This window comes from Nonomuraea gerenzanensis, from assembly GCF_020215645.1.
GTDB classification, from domain to species: domain Bacteria; phylum Actinomycetota; class Actinomycetes; order Streptosporangiales; family Streptosporangiaceae; genus Nonomuraea; species Nonomuraea gerenzanensis.
On the sequence record NZ_CP084058.1, the window covers coordinates 7540002 to 7557924 of the forward strand.

Below are 17923 nucleotides of genomic sequence, written 5' to 3' on the forward strand. Positions count from 1 at the left end.
CAGTGCAATGCCACACATTACTGGGAAGGTTCATGACGTCTAAGCAGGTCAAGCCGCTGTCCGGTGCCGTACGCACGCTGTCCGGTGCCGTACGCACGTCCGCCGGGGCCGTGCGGCCGGTCGCGGGAGTGCGCATCACCGGTGGGCTGCTGCACCACTGGCAGCGCCGGAACGGCACGGCCACGATCCCGCACATCATCGAGCAGCTGCGGGCGGCGGGCAACGTCGCCAACCTCAGCCGGCTTCTGGAGGAGGACCCGGCGCCGTACCGGGGCCGCTACCCGTTCCTGGACACCGACCTGTACAAGACCCTGGAGGGGCTGGCCTACGAGCTGGGCGACGGCCGCGCCGGGGAGCCCGTGCGGGAGTTCTTCGAGGAGGTCGTCGGCCTCCTGGAGCGGGTGCAGGCCGAGGACGGCTATCTCAACTCCTTCTTCCAGAACCCGGCCGCCACGAAGAAGCCGTGGGAGGACCTGGCCTGGGGGCACGAGTTGTACAACCTGGGTCACCTCATCCAGGCGGCGGTCGCCGCGGCGCGGCGGATGGGCGACGAGCGGCTGCTGCGGGTGGCGGAGCGGTTCGCGGACCTGGTGGTGGAGCGGTTCGCGCAGGACGGGGTGTGCGGCCATCCCGAGGTGGAGATGGCGCTGGTCGAGCTGTACAGGGAGACGGGGCGGCGCGCCTATCTGGACCTGGCCGCCGCGTTCGTGGACCGGCGCGGCTCGGGGCAGCTCAGGCACAGCATCTTCCCCGGCGACTACTTCCAGGACCACCTGCCCTTCCGCGAGCTGCCGTCGGTGACCGGTCACGCGGTGCGGATGGCGTACCTGGCGGCCGGGGCGGCGGACGTGCACCTGGAGACGGGCGACCGGTCGCTGTTCGAGGCGCTGGAGCGGCTGTGGGACGACCTGGTCGCGACCAAGCTGTACGTCACGGGCGGGCTCGGCAGCCGCCACTCCGACGAGGCCATCGGCGACCGGTACGAGCTGCCGTCCGAGCGTGCCTACAGCGAGACCTGCGCGGCCATCGCCGTCATGCAGTGGGCCTGGCGCATGTTCCTGGCCACGGGCGGCGCCGGCTACCTCGACGTGTTCGAGCGGGTGCTCTACAACGCCTACGCCGTGGGCCTGTCGGCGGACGGCAGGGCGTTCTTCTACGACAACCCGCTGCAGCGCCGTCCCGACCACGAGCAGCGCAGCGGCGCGGAGGCCGGCGGCGAGCCGCTGCGCCGCGCCTGGTTCACCTGCCCGTGCTGCCCGCCGAACATCGTGCGGTGGATGGCCCAGCTCGCCGACTACGTGGCGGCGGAGCGGGACGGCGCGCTGCTGGTCGCCTCCTACGCCGAGGGGCGGATCGAGGGCACGGAGCTGGACCTGGTGGTGGAGACCGCCTACCCGTGGGACGGTGACGTGCGGCTCACGGTCGAGCGCGCGCCCGACGGGCCGTACGGGATCCTGCTGCGCATCCCGGGCTGGGCCCGGGGCGCGACGGTCACGGTCGACGGCCGGCCGTACGAAGCGGACGCGGCGGTGACGGGCGGCGGCGGACCGCGCGCGGCCGGGCCGGTGGACGGCTGGCTGAGCATCGAGCGCCGCTGGCAGGCCGGCGACGAGGTGCGGCTCACGCTGCCGATGCCGGTCAGGGCGCACGGCTCGCACCCCTACCTGGACGCCACCAGGGGCGCGGTCAGCCTGGCCCGCGGCCCGCTGGTCTACTGCGTGGAGCAGCAGGACAGCCCGGACGCCGCAGTGGACGACCTGCTGATCGGCGTACCGGAGATCGTAGACGCGAACATCGAGCGGCGGGACGACGCCGTGGTGCTGACCCTCACCGCCGCCGCCGCTCCCCCGCCCTCCGCCGAGCTCTACCCGGAGCTCCCGCTGGAGCGGGCGCTTCCGGAGACGACGGTCACGGCGACCTTCGTCCCCTACTTCCTCTGGGGCAACCGCGGCCCCGAAGCCATGCGGGTCTGGGTCAGGACCCCCGACGCAACCAATGGAAAGAAGGCGAAATGAGGAGATCGGCGGCGCTCACGAGCGTCACGATGACCGCCGTGCTGGCACTCTCGGCGTGCGGCGGCGGTGGCGGAGCGGCCCAGGGCCCGGGCGCCGGCACCGGCGCGGCCGGCTCGTCGGCGGCCCCGGCGACGGGCGGCACGGTGCGCGTCCTGGCCAACGCGGACTTCTCCCACCTGGACCCGGTACGCGGCTTCGACGGCGGCGTGAACAACTTCTACCGGCTCATCTACCGGGGGCTGACGACGTTCGGCGCGGGACCGGGGGCCGAGGGCACGAAGATCGTCCCCGACCTGGCGACCGACACGGGCACGCCGTCCAACGACGCCAAGACCTGGACGTTCACGCTGAAGGACAACCTCTTCTTCGAGGACGGCACGCCGATCACCAGCGAGGCGGTCAAGTTCGGCTTCTCGCGGGCCTTCGACCCCGAGGCGGGCATCGGCTCCCCGTACGGCAAGCTGCTGCTGGACGCGCCCAAGGACTACCAGGGCCCCTACCTGTCGGGCGACCTGGACACGATCGAGACGCCGGACCCGAAGACGGTCGTCATCCACCTCAAGAAGCCGTTCGCCGACTTCCCGAGCGCGCTGGCGCTGGCGAACTTCACCCCGTTCCCCAAGGGCACCGGGGCGGGGGCGGCCTTCGACAGCAAGCCGATCGCGAGCGGGCCGTACAAGGTGGCGAGTTATCAGCGCAACGTGTCGCTGAAGCTGGAGCGCAACCCGCAGTGGAAGCAGGAGACCGACACCGTGCGCACGGCCAAGCCGGACGCGTTCGAGTGGACGTTCGGCCTGGACCCGGCCACGATCGACGAGCGCATGCTGGCCGGGCAGGGCACCGACGCCGACGCGCTCGGCCAGAGCATCCAGGCGGCGACCGTGGCCCGCGTGCAGACGCCGCAGATCAAGGCGCGCACGCTGTCGGGGCTCAACGGCTGCACCACTTACATGGGCCTGAACACCACCAAGAAGCACCTGAGCGACGTGCGGGTGCGCCAGGCGATCAACTACGCGATCGACAAGGACACCATCGTGGCGGCGATGGGCGGGTCGCTGCTGGCGCAGAAGGGCACCTCGATCCAGCCGCCGACGGTCGCCGGCCGGGTGGACTACGACCCGTACCCGTACAACGTCGAGCAGGCCAGGAAGCTGCTGGCCGAGGCGGGCCTGTCGGGCGGCTTCTCGCTGACGCTGGACACGCGGGCGCAGCCGAAGATGGCGGCGGTCTCGGTCGCCGTCCAGGAGGCGCTGAAGCAGGTCGGCATCGACGTCAAGATCAACAACATCGACACCTCGACGTACTACGAGGTCATCGGCACCCCGGCCAAGCAGAACGACATGGCCGTGACCGGCTGGTGCCCCGACTGGGCCTCCGGCGCGACGTTCCTGCCGCCGCTGTTCGACGGGCGCAACATCACCTCCAAGGGCAACTCCAACCTGGCCCAGATCAACGACAAGGAGATCAACGCCAAGATCGACGAGATCGCCGCGATGACCGACGTCGAGCAGGCCAACGCCGCCTACGGCGAGCTGGACAAGCAGATCATGGAGCTGGCGCCGGTCGTGCCGCTGGCCTACGAGAAGCTGATCCTGGTCAACGGCGCGAACATCGCGGGCGCCTACCAGTCCAACTCCTACTCCGGCGGTGTCGACCTGGTCTCCGTCGGGCTGGCGAAGCCGACGAAGTAGATGACCGTCGCAGCGCATCCAGAGCAGGTGGCGGGCGCCGTGCCCGCCACCTCGGGCCGGCGCGTCACCCGCGTGCTGCTGCGTGACCGGGGCGCCGTGCTCAGCGGCGCCTACCTCGCGCTGATCGTGCTGATGGCCATCGGCGCGCCGCTGATCAGCGCGATCACCGGGCACGGCCCCAACGACTTCGACACGGCCGCGGTCAACACCGACCTGGGCGGGGTGCCCTACGGCTCGCTCGGCGGCATCAGCGCCGAGCACCTGCTGGGCGTCGAGCCGCAGAACGGCCGCGACATCCTGGCGCGCATCGCCTACGGCGCCCGCGTCTCCCTGATCATCGCCGCCTCGGCCACCGCGCTCACCACGCTGCTCGGCGTGGTGCTGGGCATGCTGGCCGGGTTCTACCAGGGCTGGGTGGACCAGGTGATCTGCCGGGTGATGGACTTCCTGATGGCCTTCCCCGCGCTCATCTTCATGATCGCGATCCTGTCCGCACTGCCGCAGGGCAACCGGCCGGTGCTGCTGGTCCTGGTGATCAGCGTGTTCGGCTGGCCGTACCTGGCGCGGGTGGTGCGCGGGCAGACGCTCACGCTGGTGAACCGGGAGTTCGTGGAGGCCGCGCGGGCCTCCGGCGCCTCCACGGGGCAGCTGGTGTTCAAGGAGATCCTGCCGAACCTGCGCAGCTCCCTGATCGTGATGACCACCCTGGCCGTGCCCGGCTACGTCGGGACGGAGGCGGGGCTGTCGTTCCTGGGCGTCGGCGTCACGCCGCCCACCCCCTCGTGGGGCCAGATGATCGCCAGTTCGGTCGGCTGGTACGCCGTCGACCCGATGTACTTCGTGATCCCCGGCGCGTTCCTGTTCCTCACGGTGCTGTCGCTGACCGTGCTGGGCGACAGGATCCGGGCCGCCTTCGACGCGGGGGACGCCTCATGATGGCCCGCTACGTGATCGGACGCCTGGCCGGCGTCGTGGTGATCCTGTTCCTGGTGTGCCTGTTCACGTTCGTCCTGTTCTTCACCCTGCAGCCGGACCCGGCGGTGATGATCTGCGGGAAGACGTGCACGCCGGAGCGCATCGACCAGATCCGCGACGTGCTGGGGCTCAACCAGCCGTTCCTGACGCAGTTCTTCGGCTTCCTCGGCGGCATCTTCGCCGGCCGCGACTACGGCCAGGGCGCGAACCTCGTGCACTGCGCGGCGCCGTGCCTGGGCTACAGCTTCCAGACCAACCAGTCCGTGATGGACATGGTGGTGGAGCGCCTGCCGGTCAGCGCCACGGTGGCGATCGGCGCGGCGGTGCTGTGGCTGGTCGTCGGGATCGCCGCGGGCCTGCTCAGCGCGGTCAAGGAGGGCACCTGGTGGGACCGCGCCGCGATGGGCCTGGCGCTCGGCGGCTCCAGCATCCCCAACTACGTGCTGGCGCTGGCCCTGCAGTACGTGCTCGTCGTGCAGCTGCAGGTGCTGCCGTTCCCGCAGGCCGTGGCGTTCGCCGACGACCCGGTGGTGTGGTTCCAGTCGTACCTGATGCCGTGGATCGTGCTGGCCACCGGCTACGCCTGCCTGTACGCCCGGCTCACCCGCGCCAACGTGATCGACACCCTGGCGGAGAACTTCATGCGCACGGCCAGGTCGAAGGGGCTGAGCCCGGCGCTGACCATGCGCAGGCACGCGCTGCGCCCGGCGCTGACGCCGATCGCCACCATCTTCGGCATGGACTTCGCGGCGCTGCTCGGCGGCGCGCTGATCACCGAGACGGTGTTCGGGCTGAACGGGGTCGGCAAGATGGCCGCCGACTCGATCGCCAAGAACGACCAGCCGGTCATCATGGCCGTCACGCTGCTGGCGGCGTTCTTCGTGGTGGTCGGGAACGTGGTGGTGGACCTCGTCTACACGAGGCTGGACCCGAGAGTGAGGATCACGACCCCATGAGCGAGTTGCTTGTCGTGGACGACCTCACCGTCACCTTCCCGACGACGCGCGGCCCGGTGGACGTGGTCAAGGGCGTGTCGTTCACGGTCGGCAGGGACGAGACGGTCGGCATCGTCGGCGAGTCGGGCTCCGGCAAGTCGATGACCAGCCTGGCGATCATGGGCCTGCTGCCCAAGGGCGCCCGCACCAGCGGCAGCGTCCGGCTGAACGGCACGGAGCTGCTCGGCCGGCCGGACCGGGAGCTGCGCAGGCTGCGCGGTGACCAGCTCTCGATGGTCTTCCAGGACCCGCTGTCGTCGCTGAACCCGTACTACACGGTGGGCCTGCAGATCGAGGAGATGTACCGCGCGCACCGCGGCGGCTCCCGCCGGGCCGCGCGCCGGGTCGCCGTCGAGGCGCTCGGGCACGTCGGCCTGCCGGAGCCGGAGCGGCGCGTGGACTACTACCCGCACCAGTTCTCCGGCGGGCAGCGGCAGCGCGTCATGATCGCGATGGCGCTGGTGTGCGAGCCGGCGCTGCTGATCGCCGACGAGCCGACCACGGCGCTGGACGTGACCGTGCAGGCGCAGATCCTGCGGCTGCTGGCCTCCCTGCAGCGGGAGAGCGGCACCGGCATGGTGTTCATCACCCACGACCTGGCCGTGATCAGCTCGATCGCGACCCGCGTGCTGGTGATGCGGCGCGGCGAGCAGGTCGAGTACGGCACCGCCGAGCAGATCTTCGCCGAGCCGGAGCACGAGTACACCCGGATGTTGCTGGAGAGCATCCCGCGCATCGACGATGAGGTGGTCCTATGACGTTGCTCCGCGCCGAGGGCCTGACCAAGCGGTTCGTCTCGCGCGGCCCGCTGGGCGCCAGGGCCGAGTTCACCGCCGTGGACCAGGTCAGCTTCGAGGTACGGCTGGGCGAGACGCTGGCCGTCGTCGGCGAGTCCGGCAGCGGCAAGTCCACCACCGCCCGTATGATCGCCAAACTGATGGACCCGACCGGGGGCACCCTGGAGTTCGAGGGCGAGGACGTCACGCACGCCGGGGGCGCGGCGCTGGCCCGCTTCCGCTCGAACGTGCAGGTCGTCTTCCAGGACCCGTTCTCCTCGCTCAACCCCCGGCACACCGTGGAGCGCATCCTCATGGCGCCGCTGGTCTACCAGGGCCTCGGGCCCAAGGGCAGCCGCCGCGAGCACGCCAAGGAGCTGATGGAGCGGGTCGGGCTCAACCCCGATCACTCGCTGCGCTACCCCGCGCAGTTCTCCGGCGGGCAGGCACAGCGCATCGGCATCGCCCGCGCGCTGGCCGTCAACCCCAAGCTGGTGATCTGCGACGAGGCCGTCTCGGCGCTGGACGTGTCGGTGCAGGCGCAGGTGATCGAGCTGCTGCGGCGGCTGCAGCGCGAGAGCGGCTTCAGCTACGTGTTCATCGCGCACGACCTGGCCGTGGTGCGGCAGCTCGCGCACCGGGTCGCGGTCATGAGCAAGGGGCGGATCGTCGAGCTCGGGCCCGCCGAGCAGGTGTTCCGCGACCCCCAGGACGAGTACACGCGCACGCTGCTGGCGGCCATCCCCCGGATCGACCCGGAGTGGGACCGCCGCAGGAGGGAGAGGTCTTGATCACCGCGACGTACACCATCCCCGGGATGCGGGTGCGCGACCACGTCGAACGGGTGCCCCTGGACTGGTCCGACCCGGGGGCGAGCATCACCGTGTTCGCCCGCGAGCTGGTGGACCCGGCCCGCGACGGGGAGGACCTGCCGTGCCTGCTCTACCTTCAGGGCGGGCCCGGCGGCAAGGGGCCCCGCCCGGTCGGCACGTCGGGCTGGCTGGGGCGGGCGCTGGAGACGTACCGGGTGATCCTGCTCGACCAGCGGGGCACGGGCCGCAGCTCGCGCATCGACGGCCGGGTGATGGGCGCGCTGGGCGCGAAGGAGGGCGCCGACCATCTGGCGCGCTTCCGCGCCGACTCGATCGTGGCCGACGCCGAGCACCTGCGTAAGACGGTCTTCGGCGGGCGGCGCTGGTCGACGCTGGGGCAGAGCTACGGGGGCTTCCTGACTCTGACGTACCTGTCGAACGCGCCCGAGGGGCTGTCGGCCTGTTACGTGGCGGGCGGCCTGCCGTCGCTCGACCCGGACGCCGAGGAGGTCTACCGGCGCACGTACCCGCGGGTGGCGGCCAAGAACGCCGAGTTCTACCGGCGCTACCCGCACCACGCCGAGACGACGGCGCGGCTGGCCGACCGGCTGGCGGAGGGCGACCTGCTGCTGCCCGACGGCGACCCGCTGACCGTGCGGCGGCTGCAGTCGCTGGGCATCGACTTCGGCATGAAGCCCGGCTACGAGCGCATGCACTGGCTGCTGGACGAGGCCCGGCCGGACGACGGTGGCGGTTTGCCCGAGACGTTCCTGCACCAGGTGCTCGCGCGTTCGTCCTATGCCGACAACCCGCTGTTCGCGGCGCTGCAGGAGAGCATCTACGGGCACGGCGCCGGCGCGACCGCGTGGGCGGCGCAGCGCGAGCGCGCCCGCCATCCCGCCTTCGCCGAGGACGCCAGGCCGCTGCTGTTCACCGGAGAGATGATCTATCCCTGGATGTTCGAGGAGATCCGGGCGCTGCGTCCCTTCCGCGGCGCCGTCGAGCTGCTCGCCGGGCGCGGCGACTGGCCGCCCCTGTACGACCTGGACCGGCTGGCCGCCAACGAGGTGCCGGTGGCCGCCGCCGTCTACTTCGACGACATGTACGTCGACTCGGGCCTGCAACTGGACACCGCCTCCCGGGTGGGCAACACGCAGGCCTGGGTCACCAACGAGTACGAGCACGACGGCATCGGCGAGGAACGTGTCTTCGCCCGCCTGACGCGGCTCGTCCGCGACCTTGGAGGAGGGCTCATCGATGGCTGACGGCAAGCTGCCCAAGCTGATCGACATCCCCGCGTTCACCGAGTACATCGCCCAGGGCTGGGACTCCCCCGCCCGCACGCCCGACCTGGTGCCGGGCGCGGCACAGGCCGCCGCCGCGCACCGGGCCAGGCTCGCCGAGGCGCTGCCCGGCCGGACCGTCGTGGTCAAGGCCGGGCACGCGCCGGCCCGCAGCAACGACACCGCCTACGACTTCCGCGTGGACAGCGACTTCTACTGGCTGACCGGCTGCGCGGTGGAGCACGCGGTGGCCGTCGTCCGCGACGGCGCGGCCACCCTGTACCTGCCGCCGCCCGCCCGTCCCGGCGAGACCGGCTTCTTCGCCGACGCCGCCTACGGCGAGCTGTGGGTCGGCCCGTCGCCGTCGCTCGCCGAGTGGTCGGCCGCGCTGGGCGTCGAGGTGCTGCCGCTGAACGACTTCACCGACCCGGGCACGCCCGGCTCCGGCGACGACGTGGGCCGGGTGCTCGCCGAGCTGCGCATGATCAAGGACGAGTGGGAGGTCGGGCAGCTGCGCGAGGCCGTGGACCGCACGGTCGAGGGCTTCGCCGCCGTGCTGGCCGAGCTGCCCGCCGCCGTGGCGGGCGGCGGCGAGCGGTGGCTGCAGGGCACGTTCGACCGGTACGCCAGAACGTACGGCAACGGCCCCGGCTACGCCTCCATCGTGGGCAGCGGCCCGCACGCCCCCACCCTGCACTGGGTGCGCTGCGACGGCCCCGTGCGCGAGGGCGAGGTGCTGCTGCTGGACATGGGCGTGGAGACGCGCTCCCACTACACCGCCGACGTCACCCGCACCTTCCCCGTCTCCGGCGCCTTCACCCCGGCCCAGCGGCAGGTGCACGACCTGGTGGAGCGGGCGCACCGGGCCGGGCTGGCCGAGGTGGTGCCGGGCCGCCCGTTCACCGCCTTCCACCACGCGGCGATGGAGGTCATCGCGCGCGGCCTGCACGACTGGGGGCTGCTGCCGGTGTCGGTGGACGAGGCCCTGTCGGACACCGGCCAGCACCACCGCCGCTACCTGATCTGCGGCATCGGCCACCATCTCGGCCTGGACGTGCACGACTGCGCGCGCTCGCGCCCCGAGGCCTACCACGGGGCGGTCATGACGCCGGGCATGGTGCTGACCGTCGAGCCCGGGCTGTACTTCCACGCCCACGACCGCACGGTGCCGCCCGAGCTGCGCGGCATCGGCGTACGCATCGAGGACGACCTGCTCGTGACGGCGGACGGCGCGCAGAACCTGTCCGCCGCGCTGCCCCTGGACGCGAGCGGGCTGGAGAACTGGACCAAGGAGAACCACCGATGACCACCCCCGTGTGGCACGGCGTGCACGTCGCGACCGCGCTGCCCTTCCACGACGACCTGTCCGTCGACTACGACGCCTACGCCGAGCACGTGCGCTTCCTGGCCGAGGGCGGCTGCGACGGCGTGTGCCCCAACGGCTCGCTCGGCGAGTACCAGACGCTGACCGACGACGAGCGCGCCCGCGTGGTGCGCACCGCCGTCGAGGCCGCGCCCGAGGGGTTCCACGTGATGCCGGGCGTGGCCGCGTACGGGTCGGCCGAGTCGCGCCGCTGGGCCGAGCAGGCCGCCGAGGCGGGGGCGTCGTCGGTGCTGCTGCTGCCGCCGAACGCCTACCGCGCCGACCGCCGGGCCGTGGTCGCCCACTACCGCGAGGTGGCCAAGGCGGGGCTGCCGGTCGTCGCCTACAACAACCCGATCGACACCAAGGTGGACCTGACGCCCTCGCTGCTGGCCGAGCTGCACCAGGAGGGGCTGATCGTGGGGGTGAAGGAGTTCACGGGGGACGTGCGCAGGGCGTACGAGATCGCCGAGCTGGCACCCGGGCTGGACCTGCTGATCGGGTCGGACGACGTGCTGCTGGAGCTGGGCATCGCCGGTGCGGTCGGGTGGATCGCCGGGTACCCGAACATGATCCCCCGCGCCACCGTCGAGCTGTACCACCTGGCCGTGGCGGGCGACGTGGCCAAGGCCCTGCCCCTGTACCGGGACCTGCACCCGCTGCTGCGGTGGGACTCCAAGACCGAGTTCGTGCAGTCGATCAAGTTGTCGATGGACCTGGCCGGGCGCAAGGGCGGTGCCTGCCGGCCGCCGCGCCTGGCGCTGCCGGCCGAGATCGCGGACCGGATCACCCGCGACACCGAGGCGGTGCTGGCCAAGGGCTACCGCTGACGGTGGCGGGCGCCGGTCGGCGGGCGCCCGTCGTCAGCGGGTGCTTGTCAGCGGGCGCCGGTCAGCGGGCGCCCGTCGTCAGCGGGCGCCGGTCAGCGGGTGCTTGTCAGCGGGTGCTGTAGCGGGCGTGTGTGGCGGCGGCCGTCAGGGCCGCCGCCCGTGCGGCCTCCGTCGGGGTGAACGCCAGCTCGGGCCGCCGGACGAGCAGTGCCCGGTCCGGGTTCACCGAGATCACCATCGTGGTGTTGAGCTCGGCCCCCTCGTCCACCGTGTCACCGGGGCGGCGCCACTCCACGTGCGTGACCCGCAGCAGCTCGGCCAGGGCCTCGGGCAGCCGGTCCGGGTCGTCGCTGACGCGCTGCGCCAGCACCAGCGCCTGCACGCCCGGGTCGGTGAGGTCCTTGACCCGCGCGGGCACGATCACCACGTCCTGCCCGCCGGCCTCGGTCAGCGCGCCGGCCAGCACGTCCAGTGCCAGCCCTGGGGGCGCCTCGATGACGAACTCGTCGAGCGCGTCGCATCCGGCGGGGGTGATGGCGCTGCCGCCGGTCGGGGCGATGTGCAGCGCCAGGATGTTGCAGCCCAGCCGGCCGAACGCGCCCGCCACGGTGGCGAGCCTGCCCGGCCGCTCCACCACCCGCATCCGGATCCGCCACAACGCCATGGGCCCGCCGGCGCCGTCCCGCACGGGCAGCGGCGCCGGGTCACGCCCGGTACGACTGCTTCCGCCGGGGTCACGCCCGGCACGCCCTGTCCCGCCCGGGTCACGCCCGGCGGCTCCTCGCCCGCCCGGGTCACGTCCGGCGCGTCCCCTCCCGCCCGGGAAGTCGCCGCGTCCGGACGTCCCGTCGCCGCGGCCGGACGGCCGGGGACGGTGGCCGAGCCGCTTGTGGATCGCGGCACCGACGATCAGTGCCAGGCCGAGCCCGACCAGGACGACGGGCCCCGGTTCCTGGTGCCCGAGCAGGGTGGCGAGCAGGTGCGCCAGGCCGACCGCGAGGAACAGCGCGGCGAGCTCGGCCAGCTCCCGCCGCCAGGAACGGCCGGCCCCGGCAGGTGCGTCCATTACCTTGGGTGCATCGCTCATGACTACGAGTCTGCGCGAGCCGTGTTACGTGATCATGGCCCCTGGGGTTGCGGCGGCATTAAACCCGGTTCACCGCTTGACCTGAATCTGCCTTCGCCGTCCCGAAACACCGCGCGAGGCCCCGCCACGGGCGGCGGGGCCTCGGGGAGCGGCCGGTCAGCCGGAGCGGCCGATCAGCCGGAGCCTGATCGCGTAGTCGTAGTGCTTGTTGGAGTTGCCGTTGACGTTCCCCTCGATGTAGTCCTCGTCCTCCACGAAGTAGCCCGGGTCGAGGTTGGAGCACTGGGTGGCGGAGGCGTAGGCGGTGCCGAGGTTGTAGCCGTCGTTGACGTAGGGCGGGGTGACCTCGCGCAGGCTGACGGCGAGGTCACCGTCGTCGACCTCGAGCAGCGCCACGGGGTCGCCGAAGCTGCCGGGGCCCAGGACGTCGCCGTTCCTGGCGTTGACCCAGCCGTTGTTGGGGAACAGGTTCCCTCCGATCTTGACGCGCAGCTCGTCCTTCCCGTCCTTCTCGCTGACGTCGTAGGCGATGATCTCGACGATCTCCACCTCACAGCTCTCGACGTCGGCGGCGGCCGGGCCGGCGAACACGGCCCCGGGCGCGGCGAGGCCCGTCACGAGGGCGAGGATGGCGATCAGCTTGCGAGAGTGCATGCTTTTCCGCTCCTTCGATGTCCGGACGCCACGCGGTCATCCGCGAGGCGCGGCATCAGGGTGCGGAAGGCACCGTGAGCGCACCGTGAGCGCACCGTGAGCGCGTCGTGAGCGCGTCGTGAGCGCACCGTGAGTGCCCAGGTCGCGGGTATTTCCGCGCCGAAGTGCCGGGCGGGGCGGCCGTGAACGGCGGATGAATTCTGCCGTACGTTCCGCTTCAGCCCCGCGCAGGGTCCGCGCACGCGATCCCATAATTCCGCCATGGGGGTTATTTCACGAAACGGGGTTCAATGAAGCGGTGGATCGGCGTCATTCTGGCGGCGGTTCTGGCCGGGGTGGCGGTGGTCGCCGTCGTCACCGGCAATCAGGGGGACGACGGGCCGGACGTGGCCGTGGTGCGGGGGGTCATCGGGTCGGAGAAGAAGCCGTTCTTCGACGACCAGCGCGTCAAGGCGGCCTTCGCCAGGCACGGGCTGCGCGTGGAGGTGGACACCGCCGGGTCCCGGCAGATCGTCACGGACGTGGACCTGAGCCGGTACGCCTTCGCCTTCCCCTCCAGCGTTCCGGCCGCCGAGCGGATCAAGCGCGACCGCGGCGCCACGGTCACCTACTCGCCGTTCTACTCGCCGATGGCGGTGGCCACGTTCGAGCCGATCGCGGCGCTGCTGACGAAGGCCGGCGTGCTGAGCGATTCCGGCAAAGGCCACCAAACTCTCGACATCAAGAAATATCTAGACCTAGTAGCCAAAGGCACCCGTTGGGACGAAATTCCGGATAATTCGGCTTATAAGACGCGCAAGCGGGTGCTGCTGACGACGACCGACATCCGCACCTCCAACTCCGCCGCCATGTACCTGTCGGTGATCGGTTACGTGGCCAACGGCGAGGACGTCATCACCTCCGACGCCCAGATCGCCCGGATCGCGCCCGTCCTCGCGCCGGCCGTGCTCGACCAGGGCTTCTCCGAGTCCACCAGCGAGGCCTCGTTCGACGACTACCTGGCGCTGGGCGCGGGCAAGACGCCGATGCTGGTCGTCTACGAGGCGCAGTACCTGGCGCACGTCTTCGCCGGCGACGGCGCGATCAAGCCGGACATGCGGCTGGTCTACCCCTCGCCGACCGTGCTGAGCAAGCACACCCTCGTCCCCCTGTCGGGAGACGGCGGCCGGGTCGGCGAGCTGCTCACCCAGGATCCCGAGCTGCAGTCCCTGGCCGCCCGCTACGGCTTCCGCACCACCGATCCGCAGGCGTTCGCCGGCCTCGTCGCCAGGACGAAGGCGCCGGCCGCCGCCGACCTGGTGGACGTCGTCGAGCCGCCCACGTACGAGCGGCTGGACCGGCTCATCACCACCATCGACGCCGCACGTCCCTAGCAAGGAGATCCCGCACGTGTCCGATCTGGTGCTCACGCCGCCCGCGCCGGTCACCCCGGTACCGGCCGAGACGGCGGCCACCATGCTGCCGATGTCCGACGAGCGCGCGGCGGAGCTGACCGCCAGGGCGCGCGAGTTCGCCGGCGAGCTGAGCGGGATCGACCCGCGCTCGCCGGACTTCTCCCGCAAGGTGCACGACATCTCCACGATGGGCGACACCGAGATCAGGTCCGCCTCGCAGGTGGCCAACCGCATGCTGAAGCGGCCGGTCGCGGCTCTCGGCGCGGCCCGGGGCGAGGGCTCCGACGCCCAGGCCAGGGTGGCGAGCGGGCTGGTGTCGCTGCGCCGTACCGTGGTGGACCTGGACCCGAAGCAGGCGGCGAGCGGGCCGCGCAGGCTGCTCGGGCTCATCCCGTTCGGCGACCGGCTGCGCGACTACTTCGCCAGGTTCCACTCCGCGCAGAAACACCTCGACGACATCATCCGCGCGCTGAAGTCCGGCCAGGACGAGCTGCTGCGCGACAACGCCGCCATCGAGGGCGAGAAGGCGAACCTGTGGGAGGCGATGACGCGGCTGCAGGAGTACGCGGTCCTGGCCAAGGCGATGGACGCCGCCCTGGAGGAGCGCATCGCGGCGGCGGACGAGACGCGGGCCACGGCGCTGCGCTCGGACGCGCTGTTCGCCGTCCGCCAGAAGCACCAGGACCTGCTCACCCAGCTCGCCGTCTCCGCCCAGGGCTACCTGGCCCTGGACCTGGTCCGCAAGAACAACCTGGAGCTCAGCAAGGGCGTGGACCGCGCCACCACGACCACGGTCGCCGCCCTGCGCACCGCGGTGACGGTGGCGCAGGCGCTGGCGAACCAGAAGCTGGTGCTCGACCAGATCACCGCGCTGAACGCGACGACCGGCGACCTCATCCTGGCCACCAGCGAGATGCTGCGCACCCAGGCCGGCGCCATCCAGAACCAGGCCGCCGCCACGACGGTGGACCTGGACACGCTGCGCCAGGCGTTCGACAACGTCTACGCCACGATGGACCTGATCGACTCCTTCCGCGCCAAGGCCGTGGACAACATGGCGGTCACGGTGGACAGCCTGTCGTCGGAGCTGGAGCACGCCAGGACCTACCTGGACCGCGCCAAGGAGACCCCGGCATGAGGCGCCTGCCCGGAACGGCGCCGGCGGCCCGCATGAGGCGGCGGCTCGTGGCGGCCCTCGTCCCCGCCGCTCTGCTGCTCGTGACGGCCGCCTGCGGCGCGGCCGGCCCCGGGGAACTCACCGACGGCCCCGACGTGCTGCGCGTCCTGGCCGGCAGCGAGATCAAGGACCTGGAGCCCCTCCTCTCGCGGGCCGCGAGCGAGGCAGGCGTCCGGGTGAAGCTCACCTACACCGGCACGCTCGACGGCGCCGACCAGGTGGCGGGCGGCCGCGCCGACGGCACGCTGGACGCCACCTGGTTCTCCTCCAACCGCTACCTGTCGCTGATCGACGGCGCCCAGGCCAAGCTGGCCACCCAGACCAAGATCATGGTCTCGCCCGTCGTGCTCGGCCTCAAGCCCGCCAAGGCCGCCGAGCTGGGCTGGAACGGCAAGCAGGTCACCTGGGCCGACATCGCCGAGGCCGCCAGGGACGGCAGGTTCAGCTTCGGCATGAGCAACCCGGCCTCCTCCAACTCCGGCTTCTCCGCCCTGGTCGGCGTGGCCGCCGCGCTGTCGGACGCCGACGGGGCGCTCAGCGCCGAGCAGGTCGCCTCGGTGACACCCCGGCTGAAGGACTTCTTCTCCGCGCAGCGGCTGACGGCCGGCTCGTCGGGCTGGCTGGCCGACGCCTACGCCCGCGACCCGAGCGTGGACGGCATGGTCAACTACGAGTCGGTGCTGCTGGGCGCCCGCGAGCCCCTCACGCTCGTCTACCCCGGCGACGGCGTGGTCAGCGCCGACTACCCGCTCACGCTGCTGGCCTCCGCCCCGGAGGAGAAGAAGATCCTGTACGGCAAGCTCGCCGCCTGGCTGCGCACCCCCGCCGTGCAGCAGGAGATCATGACGGGGACCCACCGCCGGCCGATCGCGGGCGATGTCCCGCTGGATGCCAGGTTCGGCGGCACGCAGCTGATCGAGCTGCCCTTCCCCAACCGGCGCAGCACCGCCGACGAGCTGATCGCCACCTATCTCCACCAGGTGCGCGTCCCGGCGCAGGCCACGTTCGTGCTGGACACGTCCGGCTCGATGAAGGGCGGCAGGATCGACGCGCTGCGGCAGGCGCTGGTGGCGCTGACCGGCGCGGACACCTCCGCCTCCGGCGTCTTCACCCGCTTCAGCAACCGCGAGACCGTCACGATGATCCCCTTCAGCGGCTCGCCGCGGCAGCCGGTGCCGTTCACCGTCCCGGAGCGGAATCCCGAGAGCGTGCTCACCGAGATCAGGACCTTCGCCGAGAGCCTGACGGCCGACGGCGGCACCGCGATCTACGACAGCCTCAGGTCCGCCTACGACCGTCCGGTGCAGCCGGGCCACTACGGCTCGATCGTGCTCATGACCGACGGGGAGAACACCGACGGCTCCGGCTACAGCGCCTTCGAGAGCCACTACCGGTCGCTGCCCGAGGACAGGCGGCGGGTGCCGACGTTCGTGGTGCTGTTCGGCGACAGCGACGTCGAGGAGATGCGCCAGGTGGCCGAGCTGACCGGCGGCGCCGTGTTCGACGCCCGCCAGACCTCGCTGACCAGCGCGTTTAAGGAGATCCGTGGCTATCAGTGAGCGGGCCCTGCGGTATCTGGGCTCGACCAGGAACATCGTCGGCTGCTGCCTGGCGCTGCTCGGCCTGGTGGCGCACTTCCTGGGGCTGGCGGGCGCGTACTGGCCGGTCGTCGCAGCCGCGCTGTACGGGGCGGGCGCGCTGCTCACCCCGCCCGACCGGGTCCGGCTGACGATCTCGCACGCCGAGGTGGAGACGCGGGCGCTGCGGGCGGACCTGGACGGGCTGCTGCGCCGCGTCGACGGGCGCTTCCCCGACGACGTACGGGCCGCCGTGGGCCGGCTGGCCGGGGTCATCGGCGGCGTGCTGACCAGGGCCGAGCAGCTCACCGCCTCCCCCGATCAGCTCCACGTCGTCTCCCAGACCATCCGCCGCTACCTGCCCGCCAGCCTGGAGGCGTACGCGAACCTGCCCCGCCGCTACGCCCTGACCCGGCGGGCCGGGCGGGAGCGCAGCGCGCACGAGGAGCTGCTGGAGCAGCTCGCCCTGCTCGACGCCCAGCTGGGCAAGGTCGCCGAGGCGATCCACCGGGGCGACGAGCAGGCGCTGCGCGACCAGGGCCGGTTCCTGCGGGACCGGTTCGGCGGGTCGGAGCTGGATCTGGGTTAGCAGTTGCGGACGTACCAGACCGGCGACCAGTTCACCGGATGCACCGTGGGGTGATCGGGCGTGTAGGTGGCGAGGGGGGTCAGATTCTGGTCGTAGAGCGTGGACACCACATTGCCCGTCTGGTTGTTGAGAATCTCGCCGTCGCCCTCCCAGTTGGACAATGCGTACCGGGCGCAGGCATACAGGTCGAACGCCTTCCAGTTACCGGTCGTGTAATCCCAGACGCCCGTGCAGAAATATCCGGGGTCGCAGATCCAGGGGTCGCCCGGATTGGCGTGGTACGTCCTGGCGGCGGCAGGTGAGATCCCGGGGGAGACCGCCGCCGCGACCCGCGCCTGCGCGTCCGCCGGCGCCGGCGGGAAGGTCGCCGGGCCGGCGGAAACCGCCGCCTGGGCAGGGGTGGTGGAGATCAGTGCCCCGGCCAGAGCCACGACCAGCGCGGCGAGCAAGGCGAAGGCCCACGCCGCCGTGCGGCGCCCGGTGTTCCCGTGCGTCACGTCCATTGACGTTTCTTCCTTCCATGTCATTCCCCGCGGCCGGAAATGCCTTTTCCGGCCCGGTCCCGTCCCTGTTGACGGGCACTTGTCAACAGACTGGACCACGCGCCGAAAACGGGGCATCGTGTTTCGGGGTGCGCCGAAACACTGAGGCGGGCGCAGGGGGCACGACCATCGCGGGGGGCTACGCGCCGATGACTTTACGCAT

16 protein-coding genes are annotated in these 17923 nt (G+C 71.7%); 13 read left to right on the forward strand and 3 right to left on the reverse strand.

The genetic code is table 11. The features are described from left to right. Positions 1–32 precede the first annotated feature (32 nt). Genes LCN96_RS34940 through LCN96_RS34980 form a run of 9 tightly spaced genes read left to right on the forward strand, consistent with a single transcriptional unit; the run spans position 33 to position 10740 of the window. Positions 33–2015 (forward strand): glycoside hydrolase family 127 protein, encoded by a 1983-nt coding sequence (locus LCN96_RS34940; RefSeq protein WP_225266699.1) that lies wholly within the window; start codon positions 33–35, stop codon positions 2013–2015. Beyond that, positions 2012–3706, forward strand: coding sequence for an ABC transporter substrate-binding protein (locus LCN96_RS34945; protein WP_225266700.1), 1695 nt, complete (start codon positions 2012–2014; stop codon positions 3704–3706). Before LCN96_RS34940 ends, LCN96_RS34945 begins: the two co-directional genes overlap by 4 nt. Beyond that, positions 3707–4642, forward strand: coding sequence for an ABC transporter permease (locus tag LCN96_RS34950; protein WP_225266701.1), 936 nt, complete (start codon positions 3707–3709; stop codon positions 4640–4642). Then, positions 4639–5637 (forward strand): ABC transporter permease, encoded by a 999-nt coding sequence (locus LCN96_RS34955; protein WP_225266702.1) that lies wholly within the window; start codon positions 4639–4641, stop codon positions 5635–5637. Before LCN96_RS34950 ends, LCN96_RS34955 begins: the two co-directional genes overlap by 4 nt. Next, positions 5634–6434, forward strand: a complete 801-nt coding sequence (locus tag LCN96_RS34960; protein WP_225266703.1) for an ABC transporter ATP-binding protein — start codon at positions 5634–5636, stop codon at positions 6432–6434. Before LCN96_RS34955 ends, LCN96_RS34960 begins: the two co-directional genes overlap by 4 nt. Then, entirely contained in the window at positions 6431–7243 is an 813-nt protein-coding gene (locus tag LCN96_RS34965) for an ATP-binding cassette domain-containing protein (RefSeq protein ID WP_311131996.1), read from the forward strand. Before LCN96_RS34960 ends, LCN96_RS34965 begins: the two co-directional genes overlap by 4 nt. Further along, entirely contained in the window at positions 7240–8529 is a 1290-nt protein-coding gene (locus LCN96_RS34970; RefSeq protein WP_225266704.1) for an alpha/beta fold hydrolase, read from the forward strand. The genes LCN96_RS34965 and LCN96_RS34970 overlap by 4 nt, the downstream gene beginning before the upstream one ends. Continuing rightward, positions 8522–9853, forward strand: a complete 1332-nt coding sequence (locus tag LCN96_RS34975) for an aminopeptidase P family protein (protein WP_225266705.1) — start codon at positions 8522–8524, stop codon at positions 9851–9853. Before LCN96_RS34970 ends, LCN96_RS34975 begins: the two co-directional genes overlap by 8 nt. Beyond that, positions 9850–10740, forward strand: a complete 891-nt coding sequence (locus tag LCN96_RS34980) for a dihydrodipicolinate synthase family protein (RefSeq protein WP_225266706.1) — start codon at positions 9850–9852, stop codon at positions 10738–10740. Before LCN96_RS34975 ends, LCN96_RS34980 begins: the two co-directional genes overlap by 4 nt. A 106-nt stretch (positions 10741–10846) precedes the next feature. On the opposite strand, the gene LCN96_RS34985 is transcribed toward LCN96_RS34980, so the two are convergent. After that, a complete protein-coding gene (locus LCN96_RS34985; RefSeq protein WP_225266707.1) occupies positions 10847–11827 on the reverse strand; it encodes an ACT domain-containing protein in 981 nt (326 codons plus the stop codon). A gap of 156 nt (positions 11828–11983) precedes the next feature. Further along, positions 11984–12481, reverse strand: coding sequence for a hypothetical protein (locus tag LCN96_RS34990; protein ID WP_225266708.1), 498 nt, complete (start codon positions 12479–12481; stop codon positions 11984–11986). A 290-nt stretch (positions 12482–12771) separates the two neighbouring features. Between LCN96_RS34990 and LCN96_RS34995 the strand changes: the two genes are divergently transcribed. From LCN96_RS34995 to LCN96_RS35010, 4 genes are read left to right on the forward strand one after another with little or no spacing between them, the layout of a single operon-like run. Beyond that, positions 12772–13854 (forward strand): hypothetical protein, encoded by a 1083-nt coding sequence (locus LCN96_RS34995; RefSeq protein ID WP_225266709.1) that lies wholly within the window; start codon positions 12772–12774, stop codon positions 13852–13854. Between the two features lie 16 nt (positions 13855–13870). Continuing rightward, complete coding sequence (locus tag LCN96_RS35000; RefSeq protein ID WP_225266710.1) at positions 13871–15013, forward strand: toxic anion resistance protein; 1143 nt, start codon at positions 13871–13873, stop codon at positions 15011–15013. Beyond that, positions 15010–16611, forward strand: coding sequence for a vWA domain-containing protein (locus tag LCN96_RS35005; RefSeq protein WP_225266711.1), 1602 nt, complete (start codon positions 15010–15012; stop codon positions 16609–16611). The genes LCN96_RS35000 and LCN96_RS35005 overlap by 4 nt, the downstream gene beginning before the upstream one ends. Beyond that, positions 16598–17218, forward strand: coding sequence for a hypothetical protein (locus LCN96_RS35010; RefSeq protein ID WP_225266712.1), 621 nt, complete (start codon positions 16598–16600; stop codon positions 17216–17218). The genes LCN96_RS35005 and LCN96_RS35010 overlap by 14 nt, the downstream gene beginning before the upstream one ends. Here LCN96_RS35010 and LCN96_RS35015 read toward each other — a convergent pair. Continuing rightward, entirely contained in the window at positions 17215–17721 is a 507-nt protein-coding gene (locus LCN96_RS35015; protein ID WP_225266713.1) for a hypothetical protein, read from the reverse strand. The genes LCN96_RS35010 and LCN96_RS35015 overlap by 4 nt on opposite strands. Positions 17722–17923: the final 202 nt, after the last annotated feature.